Annotated in this window: 19 protein-coding genes; 12 read left to right on the forward strand and 7 right to left on the reverse strand. The window is 61.1% G+C overall.

Translation table 11 applies throughout. The features are described from left to right. Positions 1-97: 97 nt before the first annotated feature. Positions 98-433, reverse strand: coding sequence for a hypothetical protein (locus H281_RS37060; protein ID WP_020070904.1), 336 nt, complete (start codon positions 431-433; stop codon positions 98-100). Between the two features lie 388 nt (positions 434-821). Continuing rightward, complete coding sequence (locus H281_RS0130440) at positions 822-1607, reverse strand: EAL domain-containing protein (RefSeq protein WP_020070905.1); 786 nt, start codon at positions 1605-1607, stop codon at positions 822-824. 342 nt (positions 1608-1949) lie between these two features. Here H281_RS0130440 and H281_RS0130445 point away from each other — a divergent pair, with 342 nt between their 5' ends. From H281_RS0130445 to H281_RS0130455, 3 genes are all read left to right on the forward strand, one after another. Then, a complete protein-coding gene (locus tag H281_RS0130445) occupies positions 1950-4361 on the forward strand; it encodes a putative bifunctional diguanylate cyclase/phosphodiesterase (protein ID WP_020070906.1) in 2412 nt (803 codons plus the stop codon). A gap of 199 nt (positions 4362-4560) precedes the next feature. Then, positions 4561-6135, forward strand: coding sequence for a sensor domain-containing diguanylate cyclase (locus tag H281_RS0130450; protein ID WP_020070907.1), 1575 nt, complete (start codon positions 4561-4563; stop codon positions 6133-6135). Between the two features lie 309 nt (positions 6136-6444). Continuing rightward, complete coding sequence (locus H281_RS0130455) at positions 6445-6729, forward strand: hypothetical protein (RefSeq protein WP_027805078.1); 285 nt, start codon at positions 6445-6447, stop codon at positions 6727-6729. Positions 6730-6817: 88 nt separating this feature from the next. On the opposite strand, the gene H281_RS0130460 is transcribed toward H281_RS0130455, so the two are convergent. Beyond that, complete coding sequence (locus H281_RS0130460) at positions 6818-9100, reverse strand: amylo-alpha-1,6-glucosidase (protein ID WP_020070909.1); 2283 nt, start codon at positions 9098-9100, stop codon at positions 6818-6820. A gap of 410 nt (positions 9101-9510) precedes the next feature. On the opposite strand from H281_RS0130460, the gene H281_RS0130465 reads away from it, so the two are divergent. After that, the gene (locus tag H281_RS0130465) at positions 9511-9912 is read left to right on the forward strand and encodes a hypothetical protein (RefSeq protein ID WP_020070910.1); all 402 of its coding nucleotides are present in this window, start codon (positions 9511-9513) and stop codon (positions 9910-9912) included. A gap of 25 nt (positions 9913-9937) precedes the next feature. Here the strand turns inward: H281_RS0130465 and H281_RS0130470 are convergent, their stop codons facing one another. The 3 genes from H281_RS0130470 to H281_RS0130485 all read right to left on the reverse strand — a co-directional run bounded on the left by H281_RS0130470 (position 9938) and on the right by H281_RS0130485 (position 12910). Continuing rightward, positions 9938-10726, reverse strand: a complete 789-nt coding sequence (locus tag H281_RS0130470; protein WP_020070911.1) for an alpha/beta fold hydrolase — start codon at positions 10724-10726, stop codon at positions 9938-9940. Positions 10727-10973: 247 nt separating this feature from the next. Next, positions 10974-12026, reverse strand: coding sequence for a rod shape-determining protein (mreB, locus tag H281_RS0130480; RefSeq protein ID WP_020070913.1), 1053 nt, complete (start codon positions 12024-12026; stop codon positions 10974-10976). 224 nt (positions 12027-12250) lie between these two features. After that, on the reverse strand, positions 12251-12910 hold the full coding sequence (locus H281_RS0130485; RefSeq protein ID WP_027805079.1) for an alpha/beta hydrolase: 660 nt from the start codon (positions 12908-12910) through the stop codon (positions 12251-12253). Between the two features lie 398 nt (positions 12911-13308). Between H281_RS0130485 and H281_RS0130490 the strand changes: the two genes are divergently transcribed. Both H281_RS0130490 and H281_RS0130495 read left to right on the forward strand, forming a co-directional pair. Further along, the gene (locus H281_RS0130490; RefSeq protein ID WP_027805080.1) at positions 13309-14895 is read left to right on the forward strand and encodes a DHA2 family efflux MFS transporter permease subunit; all 1587 of its coding nucleotides are present in this window, start codon (positions 13309-13311) and stop codon (positions 14893-14895) included. 105 nt (positions 14896-15000) lie between these two features. Beyond that, complete coding sequence (locus H281_RS0130495; protein ID WP_020070916.1) at positions 15001-15915, forward strand: glutaminase; 915 nt, start codon at positions 15001-15003, stop codon at positions 15913-15915. 127 nt (positions 15916-16042) lie between these two features. Here H281_RS0130495 and H281_RS0130500 read toward each other — a convergent pair whose 3' ends face one another. Further along, the gene (locus tag H281_RS0130500; protein ID WP_020070917.1) at positions 16043-16912 is read right to left on the reverse strand and encodes an NmrA family NAD(P)-binding protein; all 870 of its coding nucleotides are present in this window, start codon (positions 16910-16912) and stop codon (positions 16043-16045) included. A gap of 285 nt (positions 16913-17197) precedes the next feature. On the opposite strand from H281_RS0130500, the gene glmS reads away from it, so the two are divergent. The 6 genes from glmS (at position 17198) to H281_RS0130530 (ending at position 24592) form a co-directional block, all read left to right on the forward strand. Beyond that, positions 17198-19027, forward strand: coding sequence for a glutamine--fructose-6-phosphate transaminase (isomerizing) (gene glmS, locus H281_RS0130505; RefSeq protein ID WP_027805081.1), 1830 nt, complete (start codon positions 17198-17200; stop codon positions 19025-19027). Between the two features lie 132 nt (positions 19028-19159). Then, on the forward strand, positions 19160-20686 hold the full coding sequence (locus H281_RS0130510) for a N,N-dimethylformamidase beta subunit family domain-containing protein (protein ID WP_020070919.1): 1527 nt from the start codon (positions 19160-19162) through the stop codon (positions 20684-20686). Positions 20687-21163: 477 nt separating this feature from the next. After that, positions 21164-21904, forward strand: coding sequence for a helix-turn-helix domain-containing protein (locus H281_RS0130515; protein ID WP_027805082.1), 741 nt, complete (start codon positions 21164-21166; stop codon positions 21902-21904). Between the two features lie 12 nt (positions 21905-21916). Continuing rightward, positions 21917-22129 (forward strand): hypothetical protein, encoded by a 213-nt coding sequence (locus tag H281_RS0130520; RefSeq protein ID WP_020070922.1) that lies wholly within the window; start codon positions 21917-21919, stop codon positions 22127-22129. Between the two features lie 158 nt (positions 22130-22287). Further along, positions 22288-23241 carry a GlxA family transcriptional regulator gene (locus H281_RS35500; RefSeq protein WP_020070923.1) on the forward strand — a complete coding sequence of 318 codons (954 nt, stop codon included), beginning with the start codon at positions 22288-22290 and terminating at the stop codon, positions 23239-23241. A gap of 46 nt (positions 23242-23287) precedes the next feature. Continuing rightward, on the forward strand, positions 23288-24592 hold the full coding sequence (locus tag H281_RS0130530) for a flippase (protein WP_020070924.1): 1305 nt from the start codon (positions 23288-23290) through the stop codon (positions 24590-24592). Positions 24593-24601: the final 9 nt, after the last annotated feature.

A 24601-nucleotide genomic window follows, 5' to 3' on the forward strand; every position in this document is an offset into this window, starting at 1 on the left:
GACGCAATTCACCGCCAGCGGCCCACCATTCGGTGGGCCGCTGTTCTTCTACAACGCATCAGATTCGCGCACCTGCGCGAGCGACGCTAAAGGCCGCTCATTGCGCGCTGGAGGCAGCCGTATCGGACGCGCCCTTGCCCTGTGCGTTCTTCTGCGGCTTGCGGGTAGGCGCCATCGTCGAATGGGAGCCCTTGGACGAGGACGTCGCTCCGCCACCCGTATTGGGTGCGCTCATTCCCGCGCCGCCCTGGCCCGCGCCGTTCGCGCCACCTACGCCAGCGCCGCCTGTCCCGACACTGGTGCCGCCGGTTCCGCCGCCGCTGCCGCCACCGTCACCGCCGCTCCCGCCGCCACCCGCGCCTTGCGCAAATGCGGCGCCAACAGAAGCTGCCACCAACACTGAACAGAGCATTGCTTTCTTCATTGCTTCCATGATTACCTCCCTGAGTATTCGAACGCCCGAACCAGTCTCCAGGTCGGCGCTCCTTTTCGTGCACGTGAGATAGCGCCGTCGGTGCAGGCCCGACATTGCGCGTCGTCGACCCATTGGCCGCAGTCGTACTCTGATCGACCTGGCATGCATCACGTCGTATGGGCGGTAAGCGATACGCAACCGCTATGCCTGCCGCCGGATCGTGGAGCGGCACAGAGTAATTGCTGGCTTGTGTAGGGAGAAGAGGAAGGCGCACGAGGCCGCATGCCGCTCGCACGAGCGGCATGGCACGAAGCATCAAAAGCGAGCGGAAGCTCGCCTCGGGTACGGCGCTTGCGGCGCCTTGCCGATGGTCTGGCCTGGAAAGTCCGCGCTGAGCTGCCCGCCGTCAGGTCAAATACGCGGACGCATCGACGGTCGGAATAGACTTGAAGCCCGGTTTAGCGAAGAAATAGCCTTGCATGAGAGTGACGCCATGCGCAATGAAGAAGTCGCGCTCGCCCTTGGTTTCAATGCCCTCCGCAACCACGCGAATACCTAAATCCTGACAGATCGATAGCACGCCTCGCACAACGCGCTGACGCACACCGTCAGTGTCGATGCCGCGTAAAAGTCCCATGTCGAGCTTGATGATGTCAGGCTGGAAATCGACCAGTAGGGAAAGCCCGGAATAGCCGGCTCCGAAATCATCGATTGCTGTGAGGAAGCCAAACTGCTTGTACGTCCGGAAAATGTCGACGAGATGGGTGCGATCAGTCAAATGCTCGCCTTCCACCGTCTCGAAGATAATTCTCTCAATAGGAAAGCCATGCGTTCGCGCTGCATCGAGGGTGCTCCTTATGCAAACCTCGGGCTTATAGACCGCGTTGGGCATGAAATTGATGGACAGAAATGCGTCTAGACCGAGCGCGGCTGCACTGGCTATGGCGATCTGCCGGCAGTGCTGGTCAAACTGATATTTGTTTGCGTCGTCGACTTGCGAGAGCACCGAATAGGCAGATTCGCCATTTGGGCCGCGCACCAGCGCCTCGCACGCGAACACGGTGCTTGCGCTTATATCGACGATGGGCTGAAACGCGAACCCGATCTCAACGGGCGGGCGCGTTGTGTCCCGGCACCCGGAACATTTTTGCGGCTGCTCGGCCGCGTGATCGTGAATCTTGAAAGAAGCCATTTCGTATTTACCGTCATTGTCTGCTTCGGCGTCGAGCCGATAACGCCAGAAGTCACAGTATCTCGCCGCTCGGCGTTGAGCTTCGCTCGCTTATCCGCACAGCTTTGGACTTATCGTCCATTGTTAGCAACTGCACGCATTAAGCATCTTATCGGCGCCCGGCAATAGATCTGTAGAGCGGCCCTCCAACAAAGCAGAGGCGCGCACCCACGCGCCCCGACGAAGAACCGCCCGTTCTCAGGCACCCCGCCATTAAAGATTCGCGCAAATGGACCGTAATACTAGGGACGTAGTGGCACGCGGCATTCGAACGGTCACGCGAACAGGCAGTCGGAGAACAGCGTGAGAATCAAAGCGGCATGGCGCCCTAAACCTTCCAGTCGAGAGCGGTCTCAGGGCAATGCTCACGCAGGCGTCACTAGTTCGTCGGCCCGCAACCAGCAGTTTCTCTCCTATTTTCTTGGCCAGTACGGTCAACGCAGCACTCTACCGCTTGCCAGTCTCCTCATTGCTGCCGCCGCCGGCATCGGCTTAGGCATTCTGGCGCATCGCGTCGCCAGCGAAGCGGCAACCACCGTGCGTCTTGCACTGGCACTGGCCGCAGGCGTCGTCGGGCTCGTGGCTATCGGTCGAAAGCTCGCTTCTGACCACGCCCGGCAGCGCGCCGCAATTGCACTCGCGAGTGTGCTTCTCAACGCGAATCGCGACTGCCTGAAGGTGCTCGATACCGATGCAAAAATGCTGCGGGTGTCCGAGCACGGAGCCGCGTTGATGGAAGCCGAGTCGCCGGAACAACTCAGCGGCGCGGACTGGCTCAATTTCTGGAGCGGCGACGAGCGCACGGCCGCCGAGCACGCGTGGCGTGCCGCTCTTGCCGGTACGAGCGCTTCTTTCACCGGCAGTTGCCCGACGACCAAGGGACGCACCAAGTGGTGGAATTCGACGCTGACACCCGTTACTGCGGAGAACGGCGCGGTAGTCGCGCTTCTGTGTGCATCCGAAGACGTCACTCAGCAGTGCGAGTTGCTAAAAGCACTCCGCGAACGCAATGAACTCATGCACGAGATGGAGTCGCATGTTCGGCTCGTGTTCTACTCGTACAGCGCGCATTTCGAACACTTTTATCATGTGAGTGCGGGCGTCGAGCGCGTGTTCGGCATCAAAGCTCAAGAGCTCAGCACGAGGCCCTCGGCGTGGCTCGACCTGGTATTGCCTGAGGACCTGGAGCCGTTGCTGGCTGAAATGCATCGTATCGCGTCGGAAGGGGTCGAAGGCCGCTCGGAATACCGCATCCGGCGCCCCGATGGTTGCCTGCGCTGGATCAGAAGCACGGCCTATCCGGTCCGCGATGGGTCCGGAACCGTGGTGCGCATTATCGGCGTGAGCGAGGACATCACGTCGGAGCAGGAACGCCTCGCGGCACTCGACCGTTTAGCCTACACCGATGGACTCACCGGTCTCGCCAACCGTACCGCCCTCGTTCGGCGGATGAAAACACTGTGCAGACAGAACGTTCCGTTCGGCCTCATGTTTATCGACCTTGACCGGTTCAAGGTGCTTAACGATACGTTGGGTCATACGGCCGCCGACCGTCTGTTGCAGGACATCGCGAATACTATTCAGCAGGCACTGCCTTCCGACGCATGCATTGCGCGTCTCGGAGGAGACGAATTCGCGGTCATCATCAGCGGCGAGACTGACAAGGCTGCGTTGGCAGCGTTGGCCCAGTCACTTCTCAAGGTCTTTTCTACCGACGTCCGGAAAGACAACGCTGCGCCATTCGTTACGGCATCGATCGGCATCTCTCTCTTTCCCGAGCACGGCCGGGATCACGAGGCGCTCCTCACAAGCGCGGACATCGCAATGTATGCGGCGAAAAAGGGTGGCCGCAACGGCTTCCGCTTTGCCGACAAGGCGTCGAGCGATGTACTTGGCGATTTCGAACTCGAGCGCAGTTTGCCTATGGCGCTTGCGTCAGAGCAGTTCGTCCTTCATTTCCAGGGTATTCACGAGACGGCTTCATTGGCGGTGAAAGGCGTTGAAGCACTCGTTCGGTGGAATCATCCAACGCGAGGAATGGTCGGACCGGGAAGCTTCATCCCCATACTGGAAGAAAGCGGATTCATTGTCGAAGTCGGGGCATGGGTCATGGATGCAGCCCTCGCGCAACTGGCAATCTGGCGCGCTGCCGGACGCAGGGGGCTTTGCATCTCGGTGAATGTGTCGGCGCGTCAACTCAGGGACGACACGATAGTCGCGGTGGTCGACCACGCGCTGCGCAAGCATGCATTGCCGCCACGTTGCCTCGAAATCGAGTTGACCGAAAGCGCATTGATGGAAAACCCGTCGCTCGCGCAGGAAACGCTGATGGCACTCAAGCGCCTTGGCGTGCGCATTGCCATCGACGATTTCGGAACCGGTTATTCCAGCCTGCGCTATCTTGCCGACTTCTCGCCCGACACGGTGAAGATCGACCGCTCGTTTACCGCGGGGCTGGGTCGCGACGCGGCCACCGCGTCGATTATCCGGGGCATCATCCAGATGTCGCACGAACTCGGTATGCAAGTGACGGCCGAAGGTGTCGAAACGGAGCAGCAGCTACGCACGCTGCGCGACGCAAATTGCGACCACGTCCAGGGGTATTTCCTGACGAAGCCGATGGATGCGGAACACCTCGTGGATGCCTGTCGTTCGCTAATGATGCGTCACGCCCCCAAGCCCATGTCCCTGTTCGCGACGCAAGGCAGCGACTGACTAACCGGAGCAAGTCGTTGCGTAGCCGATAACGCGCGCAATTCGGCAACGCTGACGGGAACGAACCGCACCAGTTTCAGTTTGCAACCTGCCAAGAACCGCGAGCGCGCCCCTCGGGCAATTCCCCATAAAGAACCGCCCTCCTTCGCCGTTAAGACAGGCAATGTAGCTCCGCCCCAGCACTGACCCCAGCGGTACCATGGCAGTAAATCTTTCCGTTTCGAAGTCGATTCTCGCGACTCCGCCCGAACTTGGCGCGGCCGTATCGCCGTCCATTCGTGCCCGGCTGCTGGCGACGCTTTTCGACAACAGGCGGCCTCTGCTCATGTCAGTGGTTGCCAGCGCATTCGTCGCCGCCGTGGCCTACGCGCGCCTGCATCAGCCGTGGGCGATTCTCTGGCTGCTCGCGGACGCGTGGGTTTTGCTAGGACGCCTGAGCATCATCCACGCGTACACGTCGCATAACCGGAGCAGCCCGCTCAACCCGCGTCCGTGGGCGGCGACGTACGCCCCGTTGTGCCTCACGACTAGCCTCATGCTCGGACTGGGGACCATGGGGTGCGTCGGCACCGCCGACACCACTCTGGCATCGCTCGCCCTCATGGTCGCATCGGGCATTCTGGGCGGGGTCGCTTCGCGGAACGCTTCGGTACCGCGCCTCGCCATCGCACAGATATGCCTCGTCACGATACCCATCGGGTTGGGCGCACTGTTCTCGCCTATCGCCGGCTCGTGGATCCTCGTGCCCCCTTTGCTTCTCTACGTCGGCGCCATGATATCTATCGTGCAGCGCCACTACAGGGGACTCGTCGCCCTCATGATCGCGGAGCAAAAGCACGCCGAACTCGCAGTGCGCTTCGACGCCGCGCTCACGCACATGCCGCATGGGCTTTGCACCATCGACAGGTCGGGAAAGGTGGCCATTGCAAATAGCCGCACCGCCCAGTTGTTCGGCGCGACGCTCGACACGCTGAAACTGAACGTGCCGTTACCCGAGTTCATCGGCCATCTCGGCTTTGTGCAGTTCGGCGAACGGCTGGGTCAGCAGTTCACGGAAAAATGCTCCGCGTGGCTCCGCGAAAAACGGCGCCCCCTCGCACTCGCATTGCCCAACGGCCGCCAGTTGGAATTGACGCGAAATCCTGTGCCGGACGGCAGCGCCGTCGTGATTATCGAAGATGTGACCGAGCGTAAGCACAGCGAAGCGAAGGTGCTGTATCTGGCTCGCCACGACTCGCTTACCGGACTTGCGAACCGGCGCGAACTGCGCGAGCGGCTTGGGAAGATTCTGTCGAGCGCGCGCCGCGGCAGCGATACGCGTACCGCCGTGCTCTACCTGGATCTGGACGGCTTCAAGCAGGTCAACGACAGGCATGGCCATACCGCCGGCGATGAAGTTCTCGAAGCAGTCGCGACGCGGCTTATCGAAACGCTGCGGCATGGCGAATTTGCCGCGCGCCTCGGCGGAGACGAGTTTGCCGTGATCGTCGAGAATGCCGCTCTGCATGCGGTCGTTGCAATCGCCGAGCGCGTGATCCGCGAAATAGCGAAGCCCTATCCGCTAACGGCGGGCGGCACCATCCATATCGGCACGAGCATCGGTATTGCGCTGGCGGAGACCCAGGAACCCGTCGACGACCTGATCAGGCGCGCCGACGAGGCCATGTACAGCGCAAAAAAGGCCGGCAAAGGGACTTACCGCATTTCGCATGGGCAAACCGAGCTGCAAACGGAACCGGACGCGGATCGGGATGCGAGCGTCGGTACAGCGTGAGTGCGCACGACGCTTCAATAGTGACTCTCGCGACGGTCACTCCATTCACACGTAGGCTAATGCCGCCCGTGTCGAAGACCTCGGCGCAAGCAGCGCCTCTGCGTTCGCCGCTGCGCAATCCGCATGCCGCTGCACGAAGCGCAACCCGCGCAGGCCTGCCTGCCGTGCGCTACGGCCTGCAATTAAAACGGAGTATTTCCCCCTGATTGACCCACCCTCTGCGCTGGGCTATGAATCCGATATGCATATCCGGCGATGCACATGCGTGCCGCCGCGCGCCATCGCCGATTTCAGACGGAGGAAGCCGTCATGCTCACGAGACTCGTCGCAATCGCATTGGCGCTCGCGTTCGCAGGGACAGCACATGCACAGGGCGGCACGGTGGGCTCAGGGACCGGCCGCGCACGCACGGACGCAAGCTCGACGGGCAGCGCGAAGCCACAAGCCCCCGCTTCCGCGCCGGCGACCGGCAGTGCGTCGCTGCCCGTCGGCTCGGGCATTATCGTGGCCCCAGACGAAGGCGCCCGCCCGCCGCGCCCTGACGCATCGCCCGGCACGCCTGCCAATCCAAGCGGCCTGAAGAAGCCCGATTAAGCCGAGACTGGATAACGGACGCACTCAGGGCGCAGAACCTGCTGCCAACCGGCGGCGGGCCGTACCGCCGCGGATGACGCGGGTGACGTCACAGAAGCGCCACGACCCGGACGTCGCCCTGCTCAGCGGAGGCCACCACCTTCTCGCCGATGCGGCGGAAGGTGATCGACACCGACGCGTCGCCGACCCGCAGATCGCCGACTTCGAGCCAGTCGATGCCCTCAGGCAGCATGGGTTGCTCGATCAGCACTTCACGGCGTTCGGCGTCGATCGTGATGCCGAGGCACGCCTCCAGCATCATGAACGGCGACCCCGCTGCCCACGCTTGCGGCAGGCAGGCGACTGGATAGGCGGTGGGCGGCTCGCCGCGTCGGCGTGGGAAGCCGCAGAACAGCTCGGGCAGTCGCATGTCGAAATTGACGGCCGCCTGGAACAGCGCCTGCAACAGCCGCACCGCCGCTGCCTTGCCGCCGTAGTGCGACAGCCCGCGCGCGCAGATTGCGTTGTCATGCGGCCAGACCGAGCCGTTGTGATACGCCATCGGATTGAAACGCGACTGGCTCGCGGCCAGCGTGCGCACGCCCCAGCCTGTGTGAAACAGCGTGGAGTCGAGCGCGCGAACCACCGCTTCGCCACGCTCACGCGAAGGCAAACCGAAAGCCAGCAGGTGACCCGCGTTCGACGCCATCACACGGCACAGTTCACCGTGACCGTCGAGCGCGATCCCATAGAAGCCGGACTCTTCCATCCAGAACTTTTCTTCGACACACTCGCGCAGTCTCTTCGAACGCGCCTTGTATTGCGCGGCTGCGTCGTGCAAGCCGCGCAGCTTTGCAAAGTGAGACATGGTGTCGAACGCGGCGCTCGCATAAGCCTGCACTTCGACGAGCGCGATCGGACCATCGGGGAAGCGGCCGTCGGCGTGAAACACGGAATCGTGGCTGTCCTTCCAGCCCTGGTTCGCGAGGCCGCCGTCCGACTCGCGCTGATAGTCGAGCAGCCCATAACGATTCTTGTCGCATACACCCGCGACCCAGCCTGCCGCGCGCTCCAGCGCCGGCCACAGTTCGTCGATCAGCGCGATGTCGCCCGTGCGAGCCGCATAAGCGCCGGCCAGTACGATGAAGAGCGGCGTGGTGTCGACGCCGCCGTAATACAGCGCGAACGGCACTTCGCCGGTGGCCGCCATCTCGCCCTTGCGCATCTCATGCATGATCTTGCCGGGCGCGGCGTCGCGAAACGGCGAGTTCTCGCTTGCCTGATGCTCGGCAAGAAAACGCAGCACGCCGGCCGCGAGTTGCGGCTGCAACCAGAGCGTCTGCAACGACGTAATCACGGCATCGCGCCCGAACGGCGTGGAGAACCATGGAATGCCCGCATACGGATACGGGCCGGTCGCAAGGTCGGTGGTCAGCAAGCCGAGATCGGCAAGCGAACGGTCGATCCACGCGTTGAAAAGCGGGTTGCTCGAACGCACGCGCGCGGTCACGCGCCGCCGTTCGCGCATGACGAGGTGCGCATCGACCAGCGCGGCGCGCACCGCCGTGCGGCCGACGCGCGGCCGCTCGGTGTCGATCTGCGACATATGCGCTTCGCTCACCGGATGAGTCGGCGACGACACGCCGGCGCTTGGCGCATCCGGCGATTGTGCAACCACCTGAACCGCGATCGACAGATAGATCGACACGCACGCCTGAGCCGGCAGCTTGACGGTGTAGTCGGCGCGGTCGGCGAACAGCTTGTCCGGCTGCGGCGCGAAAGCGATCTGCACATTACGCGCCACGTCGTCGAGACCGACGTAACCCAGCAGCACTTCGTCGTTCTCCACGCGCGGCGCCTCGATGCGCCCCTGCTTCGTGCGCTTCAGGCCGCGAACCTCGAACATGTCGCGAAAGTCGCTGCCGAACGAAATGGACAGCGGCACGATCGCGTCGCTCGCGCCGTAGTTGGTGAGTTCGATTGCTTCGTTGAGCACCGTGCCCGACAGAACGCGCACGCGCTCCACGTGGATCACGCCCTCAGGCGTGCTGTCGCCGCCGAGCGGGGGCAACGGACGGTTGGTCAGATGCGCGGTAAACGACGTGTTATCGCTGCTGACGCTGCCCGACAGCAGCGAGGGCGCGCGGCCACCGAACGTGAGGCGCAGTTGCGAAAGCACGCGGGTGTCGTTGACGAACAGGCCGTCGTCGTGGCCGGTGATATCGCCGAGAGGATCGTTGACGATGAAGGTGTCGCCCGACTTCAGCACGTGCTGCGTGGCGCTGGCAACGTTGAGGTTTTCCGTCGGGATGAAAACGCCGTCCTGCTCGGGTTCGCGGTGATCGATTCCGCCCGAGTGGGACAGGCCGCCGAGGGCTTCAGGCTGCTGCATCAGGGTCGCTCCTATGGTTCGCTGCTGCGTTTCGCTTCACTTCCGGTTGCGGCGGGTGGTGCCCGGTCGCTTCCGATTGTAGAAGGTCTGGTCTCTTCAGACGAACTTCTCGCGGGGGAGTTTCGGTTTTTTTTCGGTGGCACAGGACGTGCAGAGCGCCCCGCGTTCTGGCGCGTTGCGGACCTGTTGCACCCGCAACCTCGCGCCGCCTGGGTCGATCAGTCGCTGCCTTGAGACCTGCCTTGAGACGCTAAACAGCAACAATGTTTTGCTTTGGCAGGACTGAGTACGCAGCGATGCATCTGCGATACTGAATTCGTGTTCTGCTTGCCCGGCGGACACATCGCTGTCATGGCCCGCCGCGCTTAGGCGGGCCTTTTTAATCAGCCAGAAGAACAGGAAGAACCCGAATGAACGCCTCTCTTGAAACGCTTTTTCCGGACCACGTCCATAGCGAAGACAGCGCCGTCAGCGCGCTGAACCATCAGGACATCGTCGTTGCCCTCTCGGCGGCTTTGAAGACGCAGGACGTCGCAGTGCTGCACATGCTGTATCCGCGCACCGACGCGCGCACGCATCGCAGCCTCGACGCGCTCGTCGACGTATTGCATGGGCACGGGCTGCACGAAGTCGCGGATCTGATCGCGCACGAAGCGCACTACCTGCTGTTCAAGGATCCGGCCAAAGCGTGGAAAGCGTTTCACGAGATCCGCAACGACTCGCTCGCGATCGGCGTGCATCTCTATTATCACGGCCTGGTTGGCGAAGCGGCGGAACGCGCGCTCGACAAGGACGCGCATCGCAAGGCCTAAGCAATCCGTTTGAAAGATCCGCCGGTCATCTGGCGTTCGTCGCGCGAATGAATTCGTCGATGTAACGATTGAAGGCCGACGGATGCGCGAGATTCATGCCGTGCGACGCGCCGCGCACCGTTTCGCGCCGTGCGTCGGGCAACCACGATTGCAACGCGGCCGCCGTGCGCCGAAACATCTCCGGACTTTTTTCGCCGTCTATCAGCAGCACGGGGCAACGCACGTCGGCGGCCTCTTGGGGCACGTAAGGCGGCAACGGATCGCGCAGTTGCAGCGGCAGCGTGGCCGCGTTGTCGGTTGCCATCCGGCGAAAAGCCGGCGTGCTCATCGCCCAGAAACCGGGGCGGCTTACCGAATCCACGAACAGTTGCAGGCCTGCCTCCACGTCGCCGCTCTCGATCAACTGTGCCGCCCGCGCTCGTAACGCATTGACCGTTTCGGGCACGCTTGCGGGTGGCCGCCCGGCGATCTGCAACGGGCCGCCCGGGTCCGCCAGGGTCAGGGTGCGTATGTGCTGCGGGTAACGACGCGCGGAATGAAACGCGACGCAGCCGCCGCGCGAATGACCGACCACGTGGGCCGCTCCCACGCCGAAACGCTCGATGAACTGCGCAACCTGATCCGCATGCGCGCTCCAGCTGAACGGGGCGTCAGGTCTGGTATCGGTCATCGGCCAATAGTGCGTGAGACTCACCGCGACGCAACGGTAATGCTTCGAAAGGCCGGCGAGTTGCGGCTGCCAGTATCGATAATCGCAAAGCGAGCCGTGCACGAACAGCAGCAGTTCGCCTTCGCCAGCCTCGACATAGGGCATGCGCAAACCGCTTTCCAGTTCGATGAAGGAAGCGGAAGTACCGAAGGACTCAGAAGCGGATCGATTCACAGATGGTTCGCGGCAGCGCCGCAACGCCGGCCGGATGAATTGAGTGGGCGGATCGAGCGCTTGCAGGAATCTGCAAGCGCCGCGTGACATGTATTGTCACATAGCCCCGTCTTGCGGTGCCGGTCGGCAGATTCGCGGCTGGAGTGCTGCCGAAAACGCGCGGCAGGCTACGGTCGACTTACTCGTAAGCGAACTCTTCCAGCAAGCCGGCGGCGGCGGCCGCGCCCGCGCCGCGCACGGCGCACGTCAGCGGCTCGTCGGCCACGCGCACTTCGAGGCCGATCTCGTTCGAGAGGCGCCGCTCCAGATTGCCGAGCAGCGCGCCGCCGCCCGTGAGCACGATGCCGTTGTGCGCGATGTCGGTGGCGAGTTCGGCGGGCGCCATTTCGAGCCCGCGTTTCACAGCGCCGATCACCTGGCGCAGCGGTCCTTCTATCGCGTCGGCAATGTCATGATTGCTCAGTTGCACCGTGCGCGGCAAACCGTCGTCCACGCTGCGCCCGGTCGCGTTCATGTGCTCGGCCGGCACGTCGCGCACAGCCGAACCGATATTTTTCTTTACGTGCTCGGCGGTCTGCTCGCCGAGCAGCACGCCATACAGATTCCGCACGTAACTGATGATCGCCATGTCGAAGGTGTCGCCGCCTACGCGGATCGAACCGCTATACGCGGTGCCGCCGAGCGTGATCACGCCGACTTCAGTGGTGCCGCCGCCGATATCGACGACCATCGAGCCGGTCGCATCGGACACCGGCAAACCCGCGCCGACAGCCGACGCGAGCGATTCGTCGATCAGACTCACCTTCCACGCGCCTGCCGCGACAGCCGCTTCCTTGATCGCGCGACGTTCGACCTGAGTCGCGCTCGCCGGAACGCACAGCGTGAATGCTGCGCGGCGGCTGAACAATTGCCGCGGGCGTGCCATATCGACGAACTGCCGGATCATGTGCTCAGCGGCGGAAAAGTTGGCGATCACGCCATGACGCATTGGGCGCACGGCTTCCAGATTGCGCGGCTCCCGGCCGAGAAGCTGGCGCGCCTCGGCGCCCACCGCCGTGACGCGTTTTGGGCCGGTCGAGTGATCTTTTTCGAAGCAGACAACCGACGGCTGATTCAGCACGATGCCGCCGTCGTCGGTGTAAATGAGCGTATTGGCCGTGCCGAGGTCCACCGTCACGGCCTGGCGGAACAGTCGGTCGAAAAGCGGGTGATGCGGCGTCGGTTTGGCCATAAGAAGGCTCTGTTGTGTCGCTCTGTAGCGTCGCGTCGTGGCTTCGCTCAGTTGCGTCGCTTGTTTGCGTCGTTAGCGCCCATGCACGGCAGCATGAAAAATGCGCCCCCGGTCACCCCTGCCGCGGGCACTGCGCAGTCCCGCGACGGGCGTGATTTTCGTGCTATGAGCAGTTAACGGCAAATAGATCGATATCTTTAGCCCCGCTTTTCAAGCGATCTGTATCAATCGCGCGACAAAGCGCCCAGCGTGCGCTCGAGTGCCTGCTCGCCGAGCGCGACGCCGTCCGCGCTGATCGTGTGACCCACGCCTGGCAACGCATAGGCGTCGACAGTGTAGCCGGCCGCGCTGAATGCGTCGGCGGCGTATTCGAGCTCCTGAACTGGAATCACCTCGTCTTCCTCGCCGTGAATCAGGGTGAGCGGTGTGCCGTTATGCGCGCCGACGGGCGACGCAAGCCGCCCCGAGTAGGCGACGACGCATGCAGCGCCCTCGGCGCTCGTCGCCACATGATGAAGCGCCATGATCGAACCTTGCGAAAAGCCGACGAGCGCAAGCCGTCCGAAAGAAAGTTGCCAATGAGCAAGCTCGGCTTCGAGCATGCGGCGCAGCGCGGCGTAGGCCGTCGCAGCCCGCGCTTCGCGGTTGCCTTCGCTAATGTCACGCAAGCTGAACCACTGGCGCCCGCCGAAACCGCCGTCGAAGGGATCGGTGCCGTCGAGCGACGTGAAGGCCACGTCGGGCAAACGCTCGCTCCAGATGTCCGCGAGCGGCATCAGATCGCGCGCATTGCTGCCCACGCCGTGCATCAGCACCACCAGTCCCTTGGCAGGCGCAGTTAGCGGCGCACGCCGCCAGCCGTGTTCGAATTGCTCCCAGGCCATATTGCTTTCCTTTGCTGTATTTGAATTGCGGTTGATGGCGGCCGCCTGCTGCGTCGCAAACTGCAGCATATGCACTCTGGATCGGCCCTAGCCGCGAGCATACGCTGTCGGCCTTGCTCTTGCCGCCTCTGCCTGCGCGCGTCGGCGACGTCGAAAGATGAATACAGGTATCCTTTGCGAGCATCCAGCGGACCCGCCTCACCGTATAGCGCTGCCTGTCGCATGCATGTCGCCGCATGTCACATGAACGCCGCTTTGGGAGCGCATGAATGCGCACCTTAATGGCGCCTTAGCGGCACCTGAGACGCACATTAGCGGCAGAAAGCGGCGCATGCCCACGCAGCAGTGCTGGGATATCGGCGCGCGAGGTCCGCGGCACATCGATCCGGGAGAATCTCTTGAGCCAACCACCGTCCGCGGCGCCTTCCGCGCCCGCGTCCGCCCCACCCGCCCCTCCACCGCCGCTGCAAGGCGGGCAACTGGTGCTCGCGACGATTGCCGTCGCGCTCGCCACGTTCATGAACGTGCTCGACACGTCGATAGCGAACGTCGCCATTCCGACCATCTCGGGCAACCTGGGCGTTTCAGTCGACGAGGGCACCTGGGTCATTACCGTGTTCGCTGCGGCCAATGCGGTTTCGATTCCGCTCACCGGCTGGCTCACACAGCGCATCGGCCAGGTGAAGCTGTTCGTCGGCGCGATCCTGATGTTCGTGCTCGCCTCGTGGCTGTGCGGCATTGCGCCGACACTGCCGATCCTGCTGCTCGCGCGGGTTTTCCAGGGCGCCGTGGCTGGCCCGCTGATTCCGCTGTCGCAAGCCATTCTGCTCGGCTCGTATCCCAAGGAGAAAGCGTCGACCGCGCTCGCGTTATGGGCAATGACCGCCACCGTCGGTCCGATCGCGGGCCCGGCGCTCGGCGGCTGGATCACGGACAGCTATAGCTGGTCATGGATCTTCTACATCAACATTCCGGTGGGCCTCTTTGCTGCCGGCGTCACGTGGATGATCTATCGCACTCGCGAGTCGCCCACCCGTAAGCCGCCAATCGACGTGGTCGGCCTGGGCCTGCTGATTACATGGGTAGCTTCGTTGCAGATCATGCTCGACAAGGGCAAGGATCTCGACTGGTTCGCGTCGCCGGTTATCGTCATTCTCGGCATTACCGCGCTGATCAGCTTCGCATTCTTCCTTGTGTGGGAATTGACAGAAGAGAACCCGATCGTCGATTTGCGGCTTTTCCAGCAGCGCAACTTTCTGGGCGGCACGATTGCGATCTCCGTCGCATATGGCGTTTTCTTCGGCAATCTCGTGCTGTTGCCGCAGTGGATGCAGGAGTACCTGAATTACCGCTCGGTCGACGCAGGTCTCGTCACCGCGCCGCTCGGGATTTTCGCCGTGATTCTCGCGCCCGTAATGGGCCGCGTGCTGCCGCGCTCCGACGCGCGCATCATCGCGACAATGGCTTTCGTCGGCTTCGCGATCGTCTTCTATATGCGCTCGAAGTACGTGATCGAAATCGACACCTGGCACCTCGTGATACCGACGCTATTGCAAGGCATTCCAATGGCGCTCTTCTTCGTGCCGCTCACGTCGATCATTCTCTCGGGACAGCCGCCCGCGAAGATCCCGGCGGCGGCCGGCCTGTCGAACTTCGCTCGCGTGTTTTGCGGCGCGGTGGGTACTTCGGTTGCGGGCAATGCCTGGAACAACCGCACAGTGCTGCATCATGAAAGGCTCACCGAACGCGCATCTGTCAACAACCCGTTGTTCAACCAGCAGATCGATTCGACGCAGTCGTTGCTGCATATGAACACGCAATCTGCGCACGCACTATTCGATTTCACCGTGAATACGCAGGCGGCGATGATGGGCCTGAACGACATCTTCTTTATATCGGCGGTCATCTTCATCCTGATCATTCCGCTGATCTGGATCACCCGGCCCGCAAAGGGCGGCAGTCAGGACGCAGCAGGCGCGCATTGACGGCAGCGCGGGCGTCGCAGCGGCTCTCAAAGCTTCGCGCGGCGCCCGCCTCGACACATTGCGGATGCTTGCCAGTAGAATCGCGGCTCCACAGGGTTGAGCCTCATGAACTACGCATCCATCCTCGAACAGATCCATCGCGACTTGCGGCCTTTCCTCGGCACCGGCAAAGTCGCCGATTACATTCCGCAACTGGCGACCGTCCCCGCCGACAGCTTCGGCATGGCGATCGTCACGCCATCCGGCGAAGTATTTACGATCGGCGAAGCAGACACGCGCTTTTCCATTCAAAGCATTTCGAAGCTATTCGCCTGCACAATGGCGTTCCGGCTGCTTGGCGACGAGTTGTGGCAACGTGTCGGTCGAGAACCGTCGGGCAATGCGTTTAATTCTCTGGTTCAGCTCGAAGCGGAGCACGGCAAGCCGCGCAATCCGTTCATCAATGCGGGCGCATTGATCGTGACCGACGTGCTGTGCCGGCGCTTCGTTCGGGCCGAAACCGCGCTTGTCGAATTCATGCGGCGCTTAACAGGCGAAGCAAGCATCGACTACGATCTGCGCGTCGCCCAATCGGAGTTGCAGCACGCCCACCGCAATCGTGCCATGGCGCATTTCATGGCCAGTTTCGGCAATATGGAAATGGCGCCGGAAGTTGTGGTCGATGCATATTGCCGTCAATGCGCGATTTCCATGAGCTGCGTTGAACTCGCGAAGGCAGCACTGTTCCTGACCAATCATGGCGTGGCGCCATCCACTGGCGAGCGCATTCTGGACACCAGTTCCGCGAAACGTCTTTCCGCGCTTATGCTAACGTGCGGTACTTACGACGCAGCCGGCGATTTCGTATACCGCGTCGGCCTGCCCGCCAAGAGCGGCGTGGGCGGCGGAATCGTCGCGGTATTGCCCGGAGAAATGGCAGTGTGCGTGTGGTCGCCAGGGCTCGATGCAAATGGCAATTCACTGGCCGGAGTTCTTGCACTCGAATGGTTGACGACCTATACGGGCCAGTCAATTTTCTGATTGCCAATGAGCGTTGGCGCACAGACATTCAGGGTGAATTAACGCAGTGCGAATAGCGCGTCACCGCGCGACGTTGACACACTGCGCCGCGCTCTTCGCCGTTTGCGTTGGCAACCTTTCGAACCGATCAGCCAGCGCGCTTGACGAGTTCGGCGACCACTGTCTCATAGGCAGTGTTGCCCACTACATGCTCGTTTACGCCTGGCTCGAAATCGATCCAGCCCGAGTTGAAGCCGTCGAGCATTTCAATGCGCGGCGCCGGCCAAGCCGTGCCTTGCGCCTGAAACCGCGCTTCCCATTGATCGCGCGGCACCGCTTGCGCCTTCACGTCACGCTCTAGTACCCGCCCAAGAAGCGCCGCGATTTCGTGCTGCGTGTAGCGCTGCGGGCCCTCGATCTCGATCACGCGCCGCCCTTGCCAGGACTGTGCAAGCGTATCTGCGACGACACGGCCAATATCGGCCGTCGCGACCATCGGATACGCGCGCTCGAGCGGATGCAGAAAACTCGACATGACGCCCGTGTCGCGAGCCGGCGCGATGTCCCACAGCGAGTTTTCCATGAACCAGGCGGGCCGCATGATGGCGGTGGGCAACGGCAGGTCAGCGAGCGCCTCTTCGAGAATATGAACCTGCGTGATCAGGCCAAGGCCGGACACACGCTGGCCGCCAACCGAAGACAATACCGCAACGCGCTCAGGCCGCGCCTGTGTCAGCGCTGCTTTGAGTACAGCGGCTCCGGCGTGTGCACCTGGATAACCACGCTCCGGCGCGAAGTTCGGCGCCATCATCACGAATACGCCTGCCGTGCCGCGAAAGGCTGCGGCGAGCGTTTCGGCGTCCTCAAACGATGCGATCGCCACCTGGGCGCCACGCTCCTCCCACTGCGCGGCCTTCTTCTCGTCGCGCAAGACTGCGCGCACTTCATGTCCGGCAGCTAATAGAGCGCGTGCCGCCGCGCCGCCAACCTGCCCTGTCACACCGGTAATCGCATACATGTTCGATCGCTCCTTAAAGGGTAAATGCGGTAGTGCGACGCATTCTCACCGTTTAACAAGCATTTCACGATAGCATCGATATCATTTGTTCAATGACGAAATAGCATGCTTATGTTTCATGTTTGTTGCGCGTGAAAGGTGCGTGCTTATTTACCGGACAACGGTTCAACGTTTCGCGCCGCGCTCAACGCGGTTTGCACTGCGGTGTCTATGCTTGGTTGCAATGCAACAGACTTGATAGTTCAGTCCGTTGGTGTTTGAACCGCTGCGAACAAGGGGCTTTTCATGTGCGGAATCGTAGGAGCAGTGGATCGGCGCGATGTGACTTCGATGTTGACCGAGGGATTACGACGCCTCGAATATCGCGGCTACGACTCGTGCGGTATTGCCGTTCTTCAGCAAGGCGCGCTACGGCGCGTGCGAAGTGTTGCGCGCGTTGCGAATCTCGCCGCAGAAGTTGCGCAGGCAAACTTGTCCGGAATGATCGGTATCGCACATACAAGATGGGCCACTCATGGTGCGCCCGTCGCAAGGAATGCACATCCGATCTTCTCAAGCGGCGAAATTGCCATCGTGCATAACGGCATCATCGAAAATCACGAGTCGCTGCGCGAAGAACTCAAAGTACTCGGCTACGTTTTCGAATCGGATACGGATACAGAAGTCGTCGCTCATTTGATTCATCACGCCTGGCAGAAGGAGTCTTCGGGCGACCTGCTTTCGGCCGTGCGCCATGCGCTTGCACGGCTGCATGGCGCATACGCCATTGCGGTATTCGCGAGAAATGACCCGCACCGCGTGATCGGCGCGCGCGCGGGCTCGCCGCTCGTCGTCGGACTCGGCGACCAGGGCAACTATCTGGCGTCTGACGCAATGGCGCTCGCCGGTACGGTCGAGAAGTTCATTTATCTGGAAGAAGGCGACATGGCGGAATTGACGCTGGACGGCGTGCGGGTCGTCGATCAACGCGGCAATACCGTCCAGCGCGAAGTCAAGCTCCAACATTCGAACACCCACGCGGTGGAACTCGGCCCTTACCGGCATTACATGCATAAGGAGATCTTTGAGCAGCCCAGCGTGATTGCGGACGCAATTGAGGCAGTCCATTCGATCTCGGCTGACTTATTCGGACCCGGCGCAAGGCACGCTTTCCGCGAAATCGACTCATTGCTGATCGTCGCGTGCGGCACGAGTTATTACGCGGGCATGACCGCAAAGTACTGGTTCGAATCGCTTGCCAAAGTACCGACGCAGGTAGAAGTCGCCAGCGAATACAGGTATCGCAGCAGTGTCGCCAATCCTCATACGCTAGTTGTGGTCGTGTCGCAGTCGGGCGAAACGGCGGATACCCTCGCGGCTCTGAAACATGCTCAATCGCAGGGACACCGGCACACGCTGGCTATCTGCAACGTCGCAAGCAGCACGATGATGCGCCAGGCGCAATTCCAGCATCTGACGAGTGCCGGACCCGAAATCGGCGTGGCATCGACGAAAGCATTTTCGACACAACTGGTCGCATTGTTTCTGCTGGCGCTTACGCTCAGTAAGCAGCGAGGGCGCCTTCCGGCGGCTCAGGAGGCCGAGTATCTGGACCAGTTGCATCAGTTGCCGGCACGCCTGAACAGCGTCCTCGCGCTGGAAGCGCAAATCATTGCCTGGGCCGAAGCATTCGCGCGGACCGAGCATGCGCTTTTTCTCGGGCGCGGCTTGCACTATCCAATCGCTCTGGAAGGCGCTTTGAAGCTGAAGGAGATCTCATACGTACATGCCGAAGCCTATCCGGCCGGCGAGTTGAAGCACGGACCGCTCGCGCTGGTGACAAGCCAGATGCCGGTTGTAGCGATCGCCCCCAACGACGCACTGCTCGACAAGCTGAAATCGAACATACAGGAAGTGCGGGCCCGCAGCGGCCAATTGTATGTATTCGCAGATCAGGATTCGCGGATTGCGAGCGAAGATGGCCTAAGGGTAATCCGCATGCCGAACCACTACGGCTGTTTGTCGCCAATCCTGCACGTGGTGCCGTTGCAACTGCTTGCTTATCACACGGCCTGCGCGCGCGGCACCGACGTCGACAAGCCGCGCAATCTGGCGAAGTCGGTCACTGTCGAATGAGGCGTAGCGCACAGAAGGGTCGACAGTTTGTGTGTACAAGCAAACGGATGCATGACGACGAACGTGCGCCGCACATGTAATTGAAATTCATTGAGCCGGCCAACGCCGGCTTGATAGCGCGAGGAAGCAAGCATGCAGATTTATCCGATCAATCCGAGCTTTACGGCGGGAGCGTGCTTCGAACTCGCCGTGCAGCCGAACACGCGCTTTAGCGTTGCTCTTTATCAGCAACAGGACGACGACTCGCTGACGAGTCTGTGCGGCGTTGTTGTCGAAGGCAAAAACGGTGTAACGGCCACGTTGAAGGACGGCAAGTACTTGTTCGAATCCACGGGCAATAACGTGCGGATGCGCTTCGACGAGGACTGGAACTGGCCGACAATCACAATCCGGCCGAACGTGACGGACCTGGAGACCGGCGCCTATGTAGCGATCGCCTATGAGGTCGATGCCGACGGCAAGCCCGTTCACGAGCTTGGGCAGTCGTGCGCCGCGCATCGGCCGATATTCGCGGCACGCCCCGACAGCGACAGCATGGCGTTAGTAATCGCGCGTCCGCGCAATCCGACGGCGGCTCTTGCGTACATCGTGCCTACGGCTACCTATCACGCGTACAACTCGACGGGCGGCGGCAGCTTCTATGACGATCGCGTCCACCGCTATCGGGCAGCGAATAAAGTCAGCCTGCATCGCCCCGGCGGCGGGCTAGGTGCACGGCTCGGCGAACCAGTCGATCCGTACGATACGCGCTCGACCCGTCAGCAGTTCGCACATTGGGACGCCAAGTTCATCCGATGGCTGCGCAAGGAAGGCATTGCTTGCGACTTCTACACGGATCTCGATCTTCACAGCGCGACGGCCCTCGACCTGACACGCTACCGCTGCATGCTGAGCGTCGGTCACCACGAGTATTGGAGCGAAGAAATGCGCGCGCATGTCGCGTATTTCGTCACGCAAGGCGGAAACCTTGCGGTTTTCAGCGGCAATACGTGTTATCGGCCCGTGAGGTTCGTCGGCTCGGAGCCCGGTCAGCTCACCGAGATGCGCAAGCTCGCGGACAACTGGGACGTGCTCAAGGAGCGGATCGATCTCGATCCGCGTGTAAGCGGCAATGAAAGCAATCTGATAGGACTGACTTATAAGCACGGCGGCGGCCACTGGGGTACATGGTCACGCTGGCGTCGCCGGTGGGTCAAATGCGAGCGTCGAGCGGTCGGCTTTACCGTCAAGCGGCCAGAACATTGGATATTCGCCGGTACTCAGTTGCAAAAGGATGACACGTTTGGAGCGGAAGATCGTCTCGTCGGATATGAAGCCGACGGCATCCCGCCCGAATGGAGTGACGATGCGTTCGAAACGCTGGCGATTACAGATCCGCTTGCGGGCTGGGAGATGGGCGGAGCAGGCGCGATCGGCATCTTCCGTCCGTTGCTTCGTGACGGTCGCCGCAGCGTGGGAGAAGTGTTTAACGTAGGCACGACCGACTGGGCTCGCGCGCTAATGGATAGCGCGGCGAAGAGCAATGGCGTAGTTCAGCAGATTACCCGCAACGTGATCCGCAAATACGCAGGACTCGAAGCGGCAAATGAATTGCCGCTACCTGCGTCGGAGACGGCCAGCGCCACAAAGGAGGCTGCATTGCACACCGACGCCGGTTGAGCGGTACACCGTGTACGGAATGAAAGCAATGACCGTTACACACCCGATGTTGTCGGAAGGTGACACGATCGGGTAATACCTGGCTTACCCATGCGGCGGCAGAAATTACTTCGGTTTCCTACTCATATTTCTTTAAGGTTTATGGATGACACTCTCTTCATGCCGCGTTTTCAGCGGATCTAGAGGCTTTTTCAGGGCAATGAAGTTGAACTTTCAACGCCTCGGCGTTCGCTCTCCCGCACTGAGCGGCAGGTTTTAACGCACGTCTGCGTTGTCAGCCAAGGTTGGCTGTTTGAGGCTGAATTTAGGTGAGCACGCAACCAGCCTTACAGCGTATCCTTTCATTCAACTCCCAGCGAAGAAAGATTGCGTAAGCATCGTCCTCGACGCTTCTTCGCCCACGTCCCTATAAAGCACTGTCATACCTGACCGGCATTCAACCAATAAATAGTTAGACCTTGAACAACAGGAGACAGCATGAATAAAGTCGGCCCCGCTAGTTGCCTCCTACCAACGGATAATGCGGCACAAGTGCTTCGTCTAATTAATACGAATGCACATATAGATATCGTTTCGAGCCGTGATCTTGAAGCCGGCCTCGACGAAATCGATCTCGAAAGCGTCGCTGCCGGAAGTACTGCGGCTATTCGCCGCCGCGCGCACGGTGGCACCGATCAGTTGCAAATGCTTATTGCGCCCGATACGGATGCAACGCTTGCGTCTATCGTCAGGTCCACTCTGGATTGTCAAGACTTAATTGCTCCCGTATGGATCCTGGACCACACAGAGCATGGCGCAGTCATTGCGCGACCTGCGGAAATACGCATCAGCTTCTTTCCATACTCAAGTCCCTTAAGTTCTGCAAAGTCGGGAACACCGAAAAAGGAAGACGAGAAAATCCACGCTTCCGCGCAATGGCTCACCGAAAACTGCGAGCACGACATCTCGATCGCCGAGGTCGCTCAAGCCGCTGCAATGAGCGAGCGGACTTTTCTGCGCAGGTTCCGCCAGCAGATCGGCACGACACCCTCCGAGTATTTGCTGAGAGCGCGTCTCGAGCGCTCGTGCCGCTTGCTGGCCGAGGGCGATTTGCCCGTCGACAAGATTGCGCGCCGCAGTGGCATGGGCAATGGATCGCAGCTCGCGAAGCTATTTCGCAAACGTTTCAGGGTCTCGCCAACAGAATTCCGCCGCCGCGCCCGCACAGGTACCGCCTGAGCGAGAGTAGCCATGGAAGAAGGCGGGCCGCACGGCAATTGGCGTGATCTGCCGTTGGCATCGCGTGCCGAAAGGTTCGCGTTCACGTCGATATTGATTGGGTTTGCAACTGTTTATGTATTGGCGGTGATTGTCGTTTTCGCGGTCGTGGCGATCGTAATGATTCCGCTACGGATCGTATCGACGATTGCAGCAGCTGTCAGGGCCGCAATGCGGCGTGAATGACGGCGTTTCGAAGGGCCGCGTATTGGCGATGCGCGACAAGCAATTGGCGGCTGTGCCGCCGATTGGGCGGAAGTTTGTCGAATCAGCTGTTACTACAATGCAGCTATCGTCTGACCGGCTATGTGCATTTGATAAATATATTGGGAGCCCTAATCGTGATGGATCTTGTTGAATTCTCAAGTTTGCGTGTCAATGAGAAAATCGACTACTCACAACCGTCGAAGCACATTGGCCTTCTCGTTTCCCAGAACTTCTTTACGGCGACCGCGGGCGCCATTGGGGACGCTTTCCGTCTGGCTAACGCGGCGGAACTCGCCCGGGGCGAGCAGGCGCCCTACCGTCTAACGGTATTGTCCGACCAGGGGGGCCTTGTCACCAGCTCCTGCGGCATTTGCATTGGCACCGAACAACTTAATCATTACAGCATCAGCGACTTCCATGCGTTCTTCGTGGCCTGCCGCGACTCGGCGGTGACAACGGAGCCGACCGATCGCCTGCATTCGTGGATCACCCGTCAGGGAGCCATTGCATCGCTTCGCATTACGCAAGGCTCGAAGCTCGCGGTGGTTTATAAAAACGCGTCGCGGCTGGCAGTGCCCGTCGTTCTGTTCGACGACGAGGTTGCGGGACCCCGCGCGAGCGGTGCGACACCAGCTGAACTGGCCGTCGCCCAGATCGAGCGCGACCTGGGCCCGCAGATTGCCCGCAAGGTCGCGCTCGACCTGCAGACCAATGCGGTCAAGCCCACGAGGCCCCGCGAAGGTGACGCGAAGTCGCTCACCACGACGAGCAAGGTTCGAGAGTCGGCGCGCTGGATAAAAGAAAACTACAGCAAGCCTATTTCCGTGGCACAAGCAGCGGAATCTGCCGCGATGAGCAAGCGTAATTTTCGGCGACGCTTCAAGCAGGAGTTCGGCATGACGCCGCTGGAGTACCTGCTGCGCACGCGGTTTGAAGTTGTCCGCGCAATGCTGAGTTCCACCAACGTTCCTATCGGGAAGATTGCACGACGGTGCGGAATGGGCGATGGCAACCGGCTTGGCCGTCTTTTCAAGGAAAGGTACGGCATGTCGCCCACCGAATTCCGCGCACAGCGTCACCTGATCCTGTAGAGCGGCTCGCGCAGGAGGAAAGCCACATCGCATCAGACCAATTTTTATGACTACTCCGATTCGTAAGACGCTGCTTTATCTCATTCTTATCCAGGGCGGCAACTATATCGTACCGTTGCTGATGTTGCCGTACCTGGGTCATGTACTCGGTGCGAGAGAGTTCGGGGTCCTCGCCTATTGTCAGGCGGTTGCCCAATACATGGTCTTGTTGACCGACTACGGTTTCAACTTCACGGCAACGAGGCACGTCTCCGTGAACCGCGGCGACCCTCGGGGTTTGGCAGAGGTCTACACGAGCACTTCCGCTGCGCGACTCGTGCTCGTCATGGGAGCACTCGTGCTGATCGTTGCGGGTGTGTTGTTCGTGCCGGACCTGCGAGAGCATGCCGACGTGCTGGCCGCGTTGTTTCTCGGGATCGTCGCCAACGCCGTCACGCCGATATGGTTGTTCCAGGGCCTGGAGCGCATGCGCGCGCTAGTTTTACCGACGTTTCTTTCGCGGCTCGTCGGACTGGTCTTCGTGTACTTCGCAGTAAGAGGTCCGGGCGACGCGGCGCTCGCCGCGCTTGGTGTGAGTCTCGGCAATGTGCTGCTCGCGATCTGTGCGCTGTGGATTCTCCATCGCAATCGACTGGTGAAACTCGTCGGTACATCCACGAGAAAGATCGTCGAGGCGCTGAAAGACGGGTTCCCGCTTTTTCTCTCTTTCGTATTGATCAGCTTTTATGTGAACTTCAATTCCATTCTGCTGAATTACTTTCACGGACCGGAAGTAGTCGGCCAGTTCGCAATGGCGGACAAGATCCGCGTGGCGGCGCAAGCCATGTTCATGGTGATCAGCCAGGCTTTCTATCCACGCATCAGCCAATACCATGCGACCGATCCTCAAGCCGCGCAGCGTCTGATGCGTATGGCAATGCTTGCCGTGTTCTCGACTTCGATCAGCCTTTTTATTGGAATCGAGTTGCTCGCGGCGTGGGGCATCGAAACGTGGATTGGGCCGCAGTTTCACGCGTCGATTCCTCTGTTGAGACTAGAGGCCGTGTTGCCGCCGATCATCAGCGTGGCAGTTGTATTCGGCGACCTGGGACTGCTCGCGCAAGGACGGGCGCGCTCACTGACCAATGTGTTTGTCGGCGCAACAGTTCTGCATCTTCTCTATGTCGTTCCACTCACTCGCTACGGCGGAGCCAAAGGGACGATCGTGGCCGTAATCCTGACCGAAGTGGTCGGCGCAGTGGCCTTCGTGTGGCTGTATTTTCGCGGCGTTGCTCCCACTTCGCGCGGTGCGGGTCGGTCGCCTGTTGCGCCGTCAGCGGGTCAGGAGCCACGCGGCGCGGATGCGGGTTGAGTGCGGTTC

This window comes from Paraburkholderia caledonica, assembly GCF_000383275.1.
Taxonomy (GTDB): domain Bacteria; phylum Pseudomonadota; class Gammaproteobacteria; order Burkholderiales; family Burkholderiaceae; genus Paraburkholderia; species Paraburkholderia caledonica.